The sequence below is a fragment of the Paenibacillus typhae genome, assembly GCF_900099765.1.
Lineage (GTDB): Bacteria > Bacillota > Bacilli > Paenibacillales > Paenibacillaceae > Paenibacillus_AQ > Paenibacillus_AQ typhae.
Map to the genome: position 1 here is coordinate 65,750 of NZ_FNDX01000005.1, position 13,369 is coordinate 79,118.

Sequence of the window (13,369 nt, forward strand, 5' to 3'; positions counted from 1 at the left end):
GGATGAGCAGCGGCCTGGAGGAATATTAATTTATCCGGTCGGCAAGGCGGTATAGAATGTTCCGGGCAAAAAAGAGATATTTACACAACAAATAAAAAAACAGAGGCCATGATCGCTCACAGCCTCTGCCTTCTGCCATATTAACGTGCGCTTCCGTTCCACTGCTGATCACCTGACAGATATTTGGCAGTCAGTACCGACAGCAGCTCGATGCCGACTTCGTTCTGTCCGCCTTCAGGGATGATAAGGTCGGCGTATTTCTTGGACGGTTCGATGAACGCCTCGTGCATCGGCTTCACAGTCGTCAAATACTGGGTATGAATCGAACGGATGGTCCGGCCGCGTTCTTCAATGTCACGCAGCACCCGGCGCATAATCCGTACATCCGGGTCCGTATCAACAAATACCTTGATGTTCAGCTGCTCGCGCAGCTTCTCGTCGGACAGCACATGCAGTCCTTCAACAATAACGATGTTGTTCGGCATAAGCTCAACGGTCTTGTCCGTAAAACGGGCATGTACCGTGAAATCATACACCGGAGCATAAGCGATTTGTCCGGACTTCAGACAATGAAGATGCTCAATCAGCAGCTCCGTGTCAAAAGCCAGCGGGTGATCATAATTAATCGCTCCGCGTTCCTCGAAGCTGAGAGAGGAATGGTCTTTATAGTAGTTATCCTGGGATATGAACGTTACTTTGTCTGTTCCAAGACGGTCAATAACGGAGCGGGCTACCGTTGTTTTGCCGGAACCGGTCCCGCCGGCGATACCAATAATAAGCATGGTGTTGTAATAAACCTCCCTAAGCAATTGCCTTTGCAATTCCAATATTGTAGCACAGCGTAGGACATATTTCATCTTGGAACCCGGGAATAAACCGTGAATTTTTGAAAAAAATCAGGTTTTCCGGCGGAAACTGCTATAATTTATGAACATTGCTTAATAAGAGTATACCCGAAAGGAGCAATAGCACTTTATGTATGAACAGAAAACATTACTGGAGGCCTATAATGCTGCCTCCATCCACCTGGCCGGACACGGGAAACGGGATGTAGAAGTGCTCAAACAGGCATTTGCCGGTATAGAGGGTACTATTTCCAGCGATATGTACGGCAGCGGCGCGGTCATTGAGGATTTTCAGACGGAAATGGCAGAGGTGCTCGGTAAGGAAGCAGCGGTATTTTTTCCTAGCGGAACGATGGCCCAGCAGATCGCCCTCCGGATCTGGTCTGACCGTAAAGGGCTGAAGACGGTAGCTTATCACCCGCTGTGCCACCTGGAGATCCATGAGCAGGACGGGCTGAAGGAGCTGCATCACATTAGGCCGGTTCTGCTGGCGGACAAGGACCGCCTGATTACCCTGGACGATGTCCGCAATATCGGAGAGGATATAGCCTGTCTGCTCCTGGAGCTGCCGCAGCGTGAAATCGGCGGACAGCTGCCGGAATACGCTGAGCTTGAGGCGATCTCCGCCTACTGCCGGGAGCAGGGAATCATACTGCATCTGGACGGGGCGCGTCTGTTCGAGGTGCTGCCGTACTACGGCAAGACGGCTGCAGAGGTATGCGCGCTGTTCGACAGCGTATATATTTCCTTATATAAAGGCATCGGCGGGATCGCCGGGGCAATCCTCGCGGGCAGCGAAGAATTTACGGAGGAATCAAAGATCTGGAAGCGGCGGCACGGCGGCGACCTGATCAGCCTGTATCCGTATATTCTTCCGGCACAGGTGTATTTCCGGCAGCGTGCCGGTAAAATGGGGCAGTATTACGAAGAGGCCAAAGAGCTTGCAGCGTTGTTCAACGGTTGCGATAGAACGGCTACTCTGCCTGAAATCCCGGTCTCGAACATGTTTCATGTCCATTTCGCCTTGTCCAAGGCACAGGTAGAGCCGGTCTTGATCCGGATAAGTGAACAGACCAGTGTGGCTCTCGCTGCGCGGCTGAAGGAGACCGGGCCGGACTCCTGCTCCTATGAGCTGAATATCGGGGATCTCTACAGCGGCATCCCCAAAGCCAAGCTGAAAGAGGCGTTTGAGCTGCTGGACCGGCTGCTGCAGGAGGCTTAAGTTAATCGTGCAGCTAAGCGCATAAAACAAACAGACACCCCAAAGGGTGTCTGTTGTCCGTTATATTACTTTATGTCTGACTCCGCAGCGCCACTTTCCGCATCGGACCTGTAACAATCTGCTTCTCATCTGCATTCATGCTGAAGGTCCACATGGTGGCTGCGTACAGCACGGAGTACAGGATGACATACAGACCGAGCTGGAGGTAGGAGCTGATGCTTACAAAGGTCAGCAGGTACCCGCACACGCCGCCGAGCAGCACGACCGGAATGAAGACCTTAATGATTTCCTTCCAGAAGTAGAAGATGTCGAACTTCAATTTATACTTGTAATAGATATTATTCAGGATGACATTGACGATCATACCCGCAGCCGTTGCAATCGCACAGCCGGTGATGCCCCAGACCCGGATGAACAGCAGCGTCAGGATGATTTTCAGGATGGCGATGGAAAAATAGATCAAGGCCTTAACCTTGTGCCTGTTCATCGCCTCCAGCATCGTGGCGAACAGCGACTGGACGATCGAGGTAATCTGCGGAATGATAATGATCAGCGCAATCGTGTATGCGTACCGGTAGCCTTCACCCAGCCAGATCAGAATGAACACCTGCCCGAACAGCACAAACCCTGACACTATATAGCCTACAATGAGGGCCTGAATTCTGCCTATCTTGACCAGCTCAACCATCAGCCGGGCCTGATCCGCGCCTTTGACAATCATTTTGGTAAGCTTGGGCAGATAGAAGCTGGACAGCACATTGGAAAAATTCATAATGTACGTGTTCAGCTGGGTGGAGATGGCATAGATCGCAATCGGCGTAGCGCCCAGGAACATACCGATAATCAGAGGGTCTGCATTCGTATAGAGCTGAAAGGCAATGGATGACAGCAGGATGTAGGAAGAGTAACTGAATACTTCCTTGAACAGCTTGGTGTCAAAGGTACTGAATTTCACGATCAGCTTCATTTTATATCTGCAGACAAAATAGTTGGCCAGTCCGATCGCGATGTTCAGTCCAAGAGCGACGGAAACCATCCCGACCGATCTCAGGCCCATGAACAGCACCAGCACCATCATCGCCGGGGATATAACCACTCGCAGCAGATTGATGATTTTGAGATAAACAAATCGCTCGTAGGCGGTAATAATAGAGCTGTAAATATTCATCGGGAATGAAATGGCCACATTGACTGCTGCGATAATGAAGATGGTCTTGAGGATGCTTAGCTCAGATTCATTGAGACTGCTAAAAATCGAATTGAAATTAAATACCAGAATCAGGCTGGCCAGCAGGGCAAGGAGACCGATTCCCGAGAAGAGCACCAGAAACATCCCGTTGATGTTCCGCTGCCCGTTCGTATCATTTTCCGAGATGAATTTGGAGTTGAACCGTATAACCGCACTGCCGAAGCCGAGGTCCAGCAGCACGATATAGGCGATAATGGAATTCACCAGTGAATACAGCCCGTATTCCGATTTTCCCAGAGTTGAAACGATGTAAGGCGTCGAGCCCAGGGAAATGATCACACCCAAAAAGACAGACAGATAGGTAATAATCGCAGCAAGTTTTATATTGGTTTTCAAGAGTACATCGCTTCCTCGCTACAGGGAATGTCGTGGTGGATGCTCTAAGCCGTCACGATGGATGAAGTTGTGAATTGGTCCGCGTTATCCGACATAGCCTCTATGATCTGGTTGTAGTGCTTGGTTGAGAAATCATTGTTGTACCGCGGGGCCGGAATCTTGCTTAATTCGTCCATTAACTCAGGAATCTGGCTGATATCGTTAGTAAACTTGATATAACCGAGATGCTTGATCCACTCGTAGCTGCCTACGACCTTGTAGTTATAATTGCCGAGTGCAATACACGGAGTGGAGGTAATTGCCGCAAAAATCATCCCGTGCAGCCGGTCCGTAATAACAAGCTCTGCCTCCTTGAACTGGTTCCATAAGCTATACAGCTCATGCTCCCGTTCCTCAACAGAAACATAACGTATAATGCAGGTATCCGAATAGGTAATCTGGTCAAAGGCTTTTGAGACACTGTCATTGATGATTTTCTTCTGCGCCTCGTTAAAAATACTCTCCTTATCCGCTCTGATGCACATCAGAACTCCGCTGCGCTCACGGGGTGGATCCGTAATATCCAGCGACATTACAATATCGGGGGTCAGGAGAACCTTGTTATGCTTAAAGCCTTCTTTCATCAGCTCATAGGAGGTTTTTTCCCTTGCTACCAGTGTCAGGTCCCTGTGGGCGCTGTAGATGCTCTGTGTTTTCTTGAACTCCTTGCGGCCTAATTCGGTATCGCCAAAGTAGATGGTCTGGGGGAAGAGGATGATTTTGTTATTGGGGAAATTGCTGATGATCTTTCTACGTACTTCTTCCTCCCTGAAATATTCGATGCCGAAATTTCCGCCGCCCTGGAGCGCGAAGATGTCATCAGGGGTAGAATACTCCATTAGGCATTTCCAGTTAGATGTCAGCCGGTCGGCAACAATCTCAATCAGGGTATAACCGGGAAAAGCTTTTTTCAAAAAGTTCATTTGAGCCATCGTAATGGCATGATCACCGAGATTATCGTGTTCCGGGGAACCGACTACGAAGATGGCCTTCGATTTATTCCTGTACAGGTCTCTGTTGGCCATATACCCTCGGAAATACCGGTAAAATTCATTGTTGCTTACATAATTCCGGAAAGAGAGCGGGAGCATCTTATGAATAAGGTTAGTCATGTCAGGTTACTTCCCTTCACACGAAGTTTGGATTGATACAGGACTCTATATGTGTTTGAGCTTGTCAGGATAAGCAAAGTGGCTATCTTCATTTGCTTGCTGATGCTTTTGTTGCGCAGGACCTCTTTAAGATGTTTGCTGAAAAAGCTGCCCAGCTCCGCGATAAATTCCTTATTGGCACTGTTTTCTCCGGCGATCATCTGAAGATTGCATAGCTCAATGCCCTCGGTCACGTTTCTGGCCAGGGACTTTTCAATCGCTTCAGGGTAGTTTTTATGCTTGATGTCCTCATACAGTTCACGCCAGGCACAGATCCGGTCATAATATTTCCGGTTATTCATCTTGCCTGTAATGCTGTCGCCTCTCCTCAAATACAGATATTTGGGCGAATCCAGGGAAACCACCTTCTCCGCCTGCATGAACAGCTTGTAGGTTGCGAACATATCCTCGAAGTATCTGCCGACCGGGTACCTTACCTTTGCGAACAGCTCTGCCTTATACAGCTTATCCCAGGCCAGATTCTTGATCTCGGTATCTTCCAGCAGCTTTTTGAACGCTTCTTCATTATTATAGACACGGACCTCATGGGAGAACTCCTTATCCACATAGACACCGTCTTCGACCTCGACATGGCCGCACACTGCAATATCTGCATTATGGGCAGTGATTAGTCCATGCAGAGCTTCAAACATATCGGGCTTAATCCAGTCATCGCTGTCTACAAAGCCGATATATTTACCTGCGGCAATATCAATGCCGTAATTGCGGGCGTCAGAAAGGCCGCCGTTCTGCTTGTGAATGACCTTTACCCGGGGGTCCAGCTCTTTATAATGCTCGCAGATTTCGCCGCAATTGTCGGGAGAGCCATCGTTTACAAGAATCAGTTCGAAGTCTCTGAAGGTCTGTGCCAGGATGGAGTCGACACATTTTCTTAAATACATTTCAACTTTATAGATAGGCACAATAATGCTTATCTCCGGTTTCATGCAACAATCACTTCCTTTCAAAATAACGGATGACTGGGCCAGAGACGGAAGCATCGGCACACGTGTGCTGTACGTACATTGTTTAATGGACGCAATGATTTGTAATTATCTTACTATCACAGTTAAAAGATTGTATATACTACTTTAGTTTACTTATAACTGCTTAATATAAGGCAAAATTACCCCACAAAGTGGGGCGATTACATGGAAGCTGACTCAGGTACTTTGCGGGGGCCCCGAATGATAATTCAAATAAAAGGGCGCTCCAGTGCCGTAAATTACCGGCTGAAGCACCCTTTATTTTAGGAAAATCTATAGGTTTAGCTGATTTCTATGGTCAGCGAGCTGTTGAATTGACCACCCTGCGGCAGGGTGATAATGCCGGTTTTGTCCTTCAGCTCCCCGCTGAAATCTTCCCCGTCCGCGATGCCCTGCCACGGCTCAATGCAGACAAAGGGGGCATTTTTCGGCTGCCAGAGGCCGAGGTCCGGAAAGCCCTTGGAGGTGACAGTCACGCTTTTATCCGCAAGCTTGCTTTTAAGGGCGATTGTACCGGACTTCACATTCCGGAAGACCAGCGCCCCGTCCAGAAACAGCTCGTGGGAGAGAGGCAGAAGCTGCTCATTATCCAGTACAGGTGCGCTTTTTCCGCTGATGACGAGGCCGGCATCATTCAGGAACAGCCGCTCCAGCTGCTCCGGTTCGGAGAATTCCAGGTAATAATCGGTGATGGCCCCCTGTCCGTCCAGCGGGCAGTTAAAGGCAGGGTGGGTACCCAGCTGGAAATGAATGTCCTGCTCATCGGTATTCTCCACACGGTAGCTGATCTCAAGTCTGCTTCCGCTCAGAATGTAGGTAAGGAACAGATTAAACGAATACGGATAGCTGGCCAGTGTCTGCCCGCTCTGCGAGAGCTGGAAAACAGCCTGGGTATCTGTGGCCTCAACAAGAGTGAATTCGCTGCGTCTGGCAAAGCCGTGATTGCCGATGGTATAGGTGCCTCCGCCAGTCCGGATCTCGCCGCCGCGGGCTGCCCCAATGATCGGGAACAGCACCGGAGAACGGCCCGTCCAGAATTCCGCATCGCCGCTCCAGATATATTCAGTGCCGGTTGCCAGGAGCTTGAAGCTGACCAGCTCAGCTCCCAGAGAATGAATGACTGCTTCGGCAGAGCTGCTGCGCAGTGTAGTGTTCATGTGGTAAAACCCCTTCCATTCATTATTATAGAATTCATCCTGTATTCACGTTATAGCAGCTCATATTCTACCAAACTCTTCCGCCATGTTCTAACAGAACGTGAATATTTACCAAAAAATATTATTACAGACTGTACAGTGATTATAACTGGCATTGGTATAACATATAAAGAAAGCATTAATCACATGATCGTCGGAAGCGGAGGGAAATATAACATGCAAATGCAGCAGTTATTGGTCAACGGCGGGAGGCTGAAGAATACAATTGAGGCTTTTGCCGATTTTGGACGTACGGATCACAATGGTGTCACCAGACTGTCGCTGTCGGAGCAGGATGTGCTGGTGCGGGGTTACTTCCGTTCCTGCTGTGAAGAGCTTGGGATGACGGTCAAAGTGGATGATATGGGCAATATGTATGCCACGCTTGCGGGCAGGGAGGAGGGTCCGCCTGTAGTCATCGGCTCCCACCTGGATACGGTGAAGAAGGGCGGCAGATTCGACGGGGTGCTCGGCGTAATTGCCGGGCTTGAAGTGGCTAGAACGCTGGTTGATCATGGTATAACGCCCCGTCTTCCGGTAACCGTGATGAACTTCACCAATGAAGAAGGCGCACGCTTCGAGCCTTCAATGATGGCCTCGGGCGTATTATCGGGCAAGTTCGATAAGGCAGCCATGCTGCAGAAGAAGGACCCGGAAGGAACAACCTTCGAAGAGGCGCTGCTGGCCAGCGGCTACGCCGGAGAGGCAGAGAACCGGATAGCTGAAGCGACGGCTTATCTGGAGCTGCATATTGAACAGGGGCCGGTCCTGGAGCGCGAGCAGCTTACGATCGGCCTGGTGGACTGTGTAGTCGGCATGGCCTGTTATGAGATTGAAGTGACCGGGGAATCGGACCATGCCGGAACAACGCCGATGGATATGCGCAAGGACGCGCTGTTCGCAGCCGCAGACCTTATCACTGAGCTGCGGTCCAGGCTGGGCGGGCTTGATTCTGAGCTTGTATATACGATGGGCCGGATGAATGTGCTGCCGAATATTCACACGGTTATACCGAACAAGGTGATTTTTACGGTGGAAGCCAGACATAAGGATATGGACATTGTCCGCGAGGTGGAAGCGATTATAGGCGGCCTGCCGGAAGAACTGCTGGGTTGCACTGTTCAAAAAAGCAAGCTGTGGGGCCGGGACACGGTCTGGTTCGACCCTCACCTTTGCAGTCTTGTGGAGCAGGCAGCAGTCACACTTGGATATTCTCACCGTACAATAGCCAGCGGAGCGGGCCATGATGCCCAATTCGTTGCCGGATTCCTGCCGTCGGCGATGATCTTTGTGCCCAGCGTGAACGGTAAAAGCCATTGCGAGGAAGAGCTTACCTCCTATGAAGATTGCGAAAAGGGCGTTAATGTTGTGCTGGAGACCGTGCTCGCAGTTCTGCGGGGTTAGTGTGTTATTAAAAATGACATTTGAATACATTTACAGGTGAGGGCACCGGCCGCGGTGTCCTTTTTCATTTGTTGATAAGCGTGAATGGCCGCGCCAGGCTCCATTGTTTAAAAACACAATCATGGCAGATAATGTTTTTCTTTTTACCCAAAATGCAATAGAAAACAGTATGTTATGATTCTTCACATAAGAGAATTACACAAGACAGGAGAGATTAACAATGATTATTGGCGTACCCAAAGAGATCAAGAATAACGAAAACCGCGTTGCAATTACCCCTGCAGGTGTTGTCAGCCTGGTAGCTGAAGGCCATAAAGTACTGGTGGAAGCCGGAGCCGGAACGGGCAGCGGATTCCTGAACGAAGAATATGCTGCAGCCGGTGCCGAGCTGATTGCAGACGCAGCTGCGGTGTGGGCTGCCGCTGAAATGGTGATGAAGGTTAAAGAACCACTGGAAAGTGAATACGGCTACTTCCGTCCGGGCCTGATCCTGTTCACCTATCTCCACCTGGCTCCGGAGCCGGCACTTGCCGCTGCACTGAAAGACAAGGGCGTATTCGCAATCGGCTATGAAACAGTAGTGGACGGCCGCACACTGCCGCTGCTTACACCAATGAGCGAAGTGGCTGGCCGGATGTCCGTACAGCTGGGGGCACAGTTCCTGCAAAAGAACTACGGCGGACAAGGCATTCTGCTCTCTGGTGTTCCCGGCGTCAGCAGAGGCAAGGTCAGCATTATCGGAGGCGGTGTAGTCGGAACAAATGCCGCGAAAATGGCGATCGGCCTCGGCGCCGAAGTAACGATTATTGACCTGAGCGCAGACAGACTGCGTCAGCTGGACGATATTTTTGGTTCCCAGATCAGCACATTGATCTCTAACCCTTACAACATTGCCAAAGCCGTAGCTGAAGCTGACCTGCTGGTAGGTGCAGTGCTGATTCCGGGCGCCAAAGCGCCGAAGCTGGTAACCGAAGAAATGGTCAAAGCGATGAAGCCGGGCTCGGTTATCGTCGATGTAGCCATCGACCAGGGCGGGATCGTCGAAACGATTGACCGCGTAACAACCCATGACAATCCGGTATTCGAGAAGCATGGCGTGCTGCACTATTCCGTAGCCAATATGCCGGGTGCTGTAGCCAAAACCTCGACCATTGCATTAACCAATGTAACCGTTCCGTATGCACTGCAAATAGCGAATAAAGGTGTGTTCCAGGCGATCGAAGACAATGCCGGCCTGAAGAGCGGCGTCAACGTAGCTAACGGCAAAATCACCTGCCAGGCCGTGGCGGAAGCTCTTGGGGAAGAGTACTTCACGGTAGAGAAAGCAGTAGAGCAGGAGTTCACACTGATCTAGTATTGTGTCGGCTTGAGCATAGAGAGAATAAAGGCATACAGGAACCTATAGAGAACAGAGGGGCATACTTTTGTGGGCCGGCGGTTTATCCGCCGGTTTTTTTTGTTGCTATAAGCCCTGAGTACAGGGCAGGAGGCGGAATATTAGAGGAGGAGAGGGGTGGAATTGTGAGCTGTGAGCTGCTAACGGACTGAAATGACCTTATTTTCCTGAAAAAAAGCCATTCGGCTGAGTTAACGGACTCCAGAGCTCTTATTTTCTCCCCAAGCCTCGTTTATAATCCAAATTCCGGTATATAAGGTCGCTGGTGTCCGTTAGGATGGGCTACAGTGTGGTTTTGCCATAAATAAGCGCATCTGAGTCCGCTACAGCAGAGAGTGTGCTAACGAGTTAACTAGTAGGCTGTAGGGCTGCTATACGGGAGGTATTTTTTAATAAATCAACCCTTCACATGTCAGGTTTTCTTTCATAAACCTATAGCCAGCTGCCAATCTGAGTAATATAATGTAAACACCTATACGTACAAGATCCGGTATTCTTCAGGCTGGGGTGGGAACATTGACAGAAACAGAGGCAGGGTTAACGTTTGACCGTTTTTTTGACAGTATGGAATCCTTGGCGGATACCATCAGCGAATCGCTGCAGTCCCAGGTGACGATAGAGGACAGCAACCACCATGTCATCGGCTACAGCTCCCATCAGTTTGAGAGTGATCCGGCGCGTATCTCCACCATTATCGGCAAACGTGTACCAAGCACCGTTATCATCGGACTCCGCAAAAAAGGCGTTATGCATCAGCTTGAAAATACGGCGCATCCCATCCGCATTCCGGCGGTGATGGAGGTCGGCCTTGGTCCGCGTTTGGCTATGTGCATCAAGCATCAGCAAGAGATTCTGGGTTACATCTGGGTCGTTGACCGCGGAAACCTTGCTGAAGGGTATGCCGAGGGGGTAGTGGAGAAGGCGGCGGGTATCGCCGGACGTTATCTGCTTAAACAGCGGGGCTGGAAAAACAAGCAGGACAAGGCGTTTGAGGATTTTTTCTGGAAGCTGCTGACCTCGCATTATGATAATGAGCCGCGTATCCGCCAGGAGGCGGAGAGCTGGTCCATTCTGCTGCCGGAGAGCTATTACATCGGGGTGATCGAGAGCGACAGGGTGATTGGCGAGTCCTTTCTGCTGCGGCTGCGGCAGACAATGGATGCTTATGCCGGGCAGCGGCTGCTGTTTGTGACGGCTGAGCATAACCGGCTGATCCTGTTATTTTCGTTTGTTTTCCCGGTGGAGGAGACGGCGGTTCTGTCTTCGTTCGTACACAAGCTGCTTGCGGATATGAGCCACAGTGAAGGCTGCAGGCTTGCAGCCGGATGCAGTCCGGGTTACCGGGAATACACCTCAGCCGCTACGGCTTACCGTGAAGCTCTGGCGGTGCTGGAGATCAAAAAGCTGCTCCCTTACCATGCCCGTTATCTGCTGCTTTACGACGAAATCGGCTTTTGGGCCTATATTCCGTCAATGATTGAACAGAAGCGCAGCCGTTCCCGCCGCAGCGCGTTGCTGGAGCCGATCAAGGCGCATGACCGTGAGCATAAAAGCGATTTTCTTAAAACCATTGCGGTCTACCTTACCCTGGACGGGAACCTGAAGGAGGCTGCAGCATTTTTGCATATCCATACCAACACCCTGATGTACCGGCTGAACCGGATCGCCGAAATTACCGGCAGAAGCCTGAAGGAGACGGATTACCGGACTTCGGTCTATCTGGATCTGCTTACGGAGGAGACGGCGCAGGTGAACGGCTGGTTTCCGTTTATTAGTTAAAGTAGAACGTAAATACCAAAGTAGCAAGCACCAATGGATGCCCTGACACGTACAATAACCTATATTCTGTGAAGGAATCAGGAAAGGGGCTGACAGAATGGGGTTAGGCTATGGCTCACCCGGCGGGTCGAGCTTTGAGCAGCAGATGCGGGCAGAGATCATACAGGCGGCAAATCTAATGAATGTGGGCAAAACCGATTTCTCCAATTTTAAAAACTCCCGCTGTAATCCACAATATTGGAACCGTACGGCTGGCGGCGGATTTGAATTGAAGCCGGGAGTGCGCCCTTCGGCGGCGATTAACGATATTTTTGTGAATGGTCAGCTGTATGCGTTTGAATGTGCAATGGCGATGGTGATGATTCTTTACAAAGCGACCATTGCTTCAATCGGGGCAGAGGCGTTTGACCGCTATTTTACGGACCTTTATCTCTGGGACTGGAACTATGACAGCAATCTGCAGATGATCACCACATTCAACAAGTTCGAGATGCAGGCGGGGGATGTTGTGTACTTCAGAAATCCTGACCATGACCCGGAGCTGCCGGAGTGGCAGGGTGAAAATGCCATTATGCTTGGTGCGGACCGCTACTACGGGCATGGACTGGGCATCAAGAGTGCTGAGGAAATGATCGCTTCCCTTAACAGAAAAAGAGTGCCGGGCAGCCGGACGTCTGCTTATTTGACGGATGAGGCGCTGCACCCGAATTTCGACTATATCAGCGGACTTGCAGCGAGAGGCGGTGTGCCTGCGGTAAAGGGGAACAGCGGGAAAAATGCAGTTTATTCGAGAATCGGTGTACGGACCTATATTTATAAGTAGCCTATCCGGCAATGGGCGGGGATTAAACAAATATGATGCTAAAAAAGGACTGTTCGTAAGCTGCGGCTGGAACAGTTTTTTTGTGCGCTTCAGCCTGATTTGCTGTGAGTGCCGCTGATAAGTCCACACCGAACAAACCGGCCGGAATATTACTATATAAATCACTCAGCCGGCCGCCGCCGGTTAAGTCGTCCAAGCTGTAGAACGGGTGGCTTATAAGCGGCAGGGAGGCTGGGAGAGGGAGAAATGGCCGGAAGCTGGCGCGGCAGTATGCCCCGTCCTGCGTACAAAGCCATTCTATTGCTATGTAGTGAACGGTACAGATTCATAATCTCAAATGGGGAAGTGGTGTAGGAATGAGCTTTTTATCAACCGGGCCGATCGAAAATAACCCGGTCGGCGGGGTAAGACCGACTCAGCAGGTGACCGTAAGAATAGACAACCGGAGCGTTACCACTGCATCGACAGTGTCAATTCAGGGTTATTACATGAGCGGCGGAACACGGATCCTGTATGTCAGCGAGGTGCTTAATATTGCTGTAAATCAGGTAGTCACTGTTAATTATTTTGCCGATCTGGATGCGTTTGAATTTACCTTTACTACGCCTACTGCACCTCCTGCAAGCGATCCCGTGCAGATTTCACTGTGGGGAAAAAGCAGCACCGGCCAGCTCGTAACCGCACACCGTCTGGTATCTGCCGAACTGCTCGGTGAAACCGCAGGAATTACCGGACCTGCCGGTGCAACCGGAGCGACAGGTGCGCCAGGTGCAACAGGAGCAACGGGTGCGACGGGCGCTGGCGTAACTGGTGCGACCGGAGAGACAGGGGAGACCGGGGCAACTGGAGCGACAGGTGAGACAGGAGCAACAGGAGCAACGGGTGCGACTGGTGCCGGTGTGACCGGGGAGACAGGGGCAACCGGGGTAACAGGAGCGACTGG

Annotated in this window: 10 protein-coding genes and 1 pseudogene; 6 read left to right on the forward strand and 5 right to left on the reverse strand. The window is 50.7% G+C overall.

Translation table 11 applies throughout. The annotated features are described in order from the left end of the window. Nucleotides 1-140: 140 nt before the first annotated feature. Nucleotides 141-782, reverse strand: a complete 642-nt coding sequence (gene udk / locus BLR64_RS06165; protein WP_068722943.1) for a uridine kinase — start codon at nucleotides 780-782, stop codon at nucleotides 141-143. 193 nt (nucleotides 783-975) lie between these two features. Between udk and BLR64_RS06170 the strand changes: the two genes are divergently transcribed. Further along, nucleotides 976-2,067, forward strand: coding sequence for a threonine aldolase family protein (locus BLR64_RS06170; protein WP_090713251.1), 1,092 nt, complete (start codon nucleotides 976-978; stop codon nucleotides 2,065-2,067). Nucleotides 2,068-2,137: 70 nt separating this feature from the next. Here BLR64_RS06170 and BLR64_RS06175 read toward each other — a convergent pair whose 3' ends face one another. The 4 genes from BLR64_RS06175 to BLR64_RS06190 form a co-directional block, all read right to left on the reverse strand. After that, entirely contained in the window at nucleotides 2,138-3,652 is a 1,515-nt protein-coding gene (locus BLR64_RS06175; RefSeq protein ID WP_090713253.1) for an oligosaccharide flippase family protein, read from the reverse strand. A gap of 44 nt (nucleotides 3,653-3,696) precedes the next feature. Further along, a complete protein-coding gene (locus tag BLR64_RS06180) occupies nucleotides 3,697-4,803 on the reverse strand; it encodes a polysaccharide pyruvyl transferase family protein (RefSeq protein WP_090713255.1) in 1,107 nt (368 codons plus the stop codon). Then, a complete protein-coding gene (locus BLR64_RS06185; protein WP_167360611.1) occupies nucleotides 4,800-5,789 on the reverse strand; it encodes a glycosyltransferase family 2 protein in 990 nt (329 codons plus the stop codon). The genes BLR64_RS06180 and BLR64_RS06185 overlap by 4 nt, the downstream gene beginning before the upstream one ends. 320 nt (nucleotides 5,790-6,109) lie before the next feature. Then, nucleotides 6,110-6,985 carry an aldose 1-epimerase family protein gene (locus BLR64_RS06190; protein WP_090713259.1) on the reverse strand — a complete coding sequence of 292 codons (876 nt, stop codon included), beginning with the start codon at nucleotides 6,983-6,985 and terminating at the stop codon, nucleotides 6,110-6,112. A 216-nt stretch (nucleotides 6,986-7,201) separates the two neighbouring features. Between BLR64_RS06190 and BLR64_RS06195 the strand changes: the two genes are divergently transcribed. The 5 genes and pseudogenes from BLR64_RS06195 to BLR64_RS30725 all read left to right on the forward strand — a co-directional run. Then, nucleotides 7,202-8,428, forward strand: a complete 1,227-nt coding sequence (locus BLR64_RS06195; RefSeq protein ID WP_090713261.1) for a Zn-dependent hydrolase — start codon at nucleotides 7,202-7,204, stop codon at nucleotides 8,426-8,428. A 220-nt stretch (nucleotides 8,429-8,648) separates the two neighbouring features. Beyond that, nucleotides 8,649-9,782 (forward strand): alanine dehydrogenase, encoded by a 1,134-nt coding sequence (gene ald, locus BLR64_RS06200; protein ID WP_068722957.1) that lies wholly within the window; start codon nucleotides 8,649-8,651, stop codon nucleotides 9,780-9,782. A gap of 558 nt (nucleotides 9,783-10,340) precedes the next feature. Then, nucleotides 10,341-11,603, forward strand: a complete 1,263-nt coding sequence (locus tag BLR64_RS06205) for a PucR family transcriptional regulator (RefSeq protein ID WP_090713264.1) — start codon at nucleotides 10,341-10,343, stop codon at nucleotides 11,601-11,603. Nucleotides 11,604-11,700: 97 nt separating this feature from the next. Next, on the forward strand, nucleotides 11,701-12,426 hold the full coding sequence (locus BLR64_RS06210) for a protein-glutamine gamma-glutamyltransferase (RefSeq protein WP_090713266.1): 726 nt from the start codon (nucleotides 11,701-11,703) through the stop codon (nucleotides 12,424-12,426). A gap of 356 nt (nucleotides 12,427-12,782) precedes the next feature. Next, nucleotides 12,783-13,369: pseudogene (locus BLR64_RS30725) on the forward strand (YVTN family beta-propeller repeat-containing protein); the annotation flags it as partial.

What these genes read in the sequence shown, in the direction of transcription:
- BLR64_RS06180 (WP_090713255.1), bottom strand. Translation starts at nt 4,803, where the DNA reads ATGACTAACCTTATTCATAAGATGCTCCCGCTCTCTTTCCGGAATTAT.
- BLR64_RS06210 (WP_090713266.1), top strand. Translation starts at nt 11,701, where the DNA reads ATGGGGTTAGGCTATGGCTCACCCGGCGGGTCGAGCTTTGAGCAGCAG.
- ald (WP_068722957.1), top strand. Translation starts at nt 8,649, where the DNA reads ATGATTATTGGCGTACCCAAAGAGATCAAGAATAACGAAAACCGCGTT.
- BLR64_RS06170 (WP_090713251.1), top strand. Translation starts at nt 976, where the DNA reads ATGTATGAACAGAAAACATTACTGGAGGCCTATAATGCTGCCTCCATC.
- udk (WP_068722943.1), bottom strand. Translation starts at nt 782, where the DNA reads ATGCTTATTATTGGTATCGCCGGCGGGACCGGTTCCGGCAAAACAACG.
- BLR64_RS06185 (WP_167360611.1), bottom strand. Translation starts at nt 5,789, where the DNA reads ATGAAACCGGAGATAAGCATTATTGTGCCTATCTATAAAGTTGAAATG.
- BLR64_RS06190 (WP_090713259.1), bottom strand. Translation starts at nt 6,985, where the DNA reads ATGAACACTACACTGCGCAGCAGCTCTGCCGAAGCAGTCATTCATTCT.
- BLR64_RS06195 (WP_090713261.1), top strand. Translation starts at nt 7,202, where the DNA reads ATGCAAATGCAGCAGTTATTGGTCAACGGCGGGAGGCTGAAGAATACA.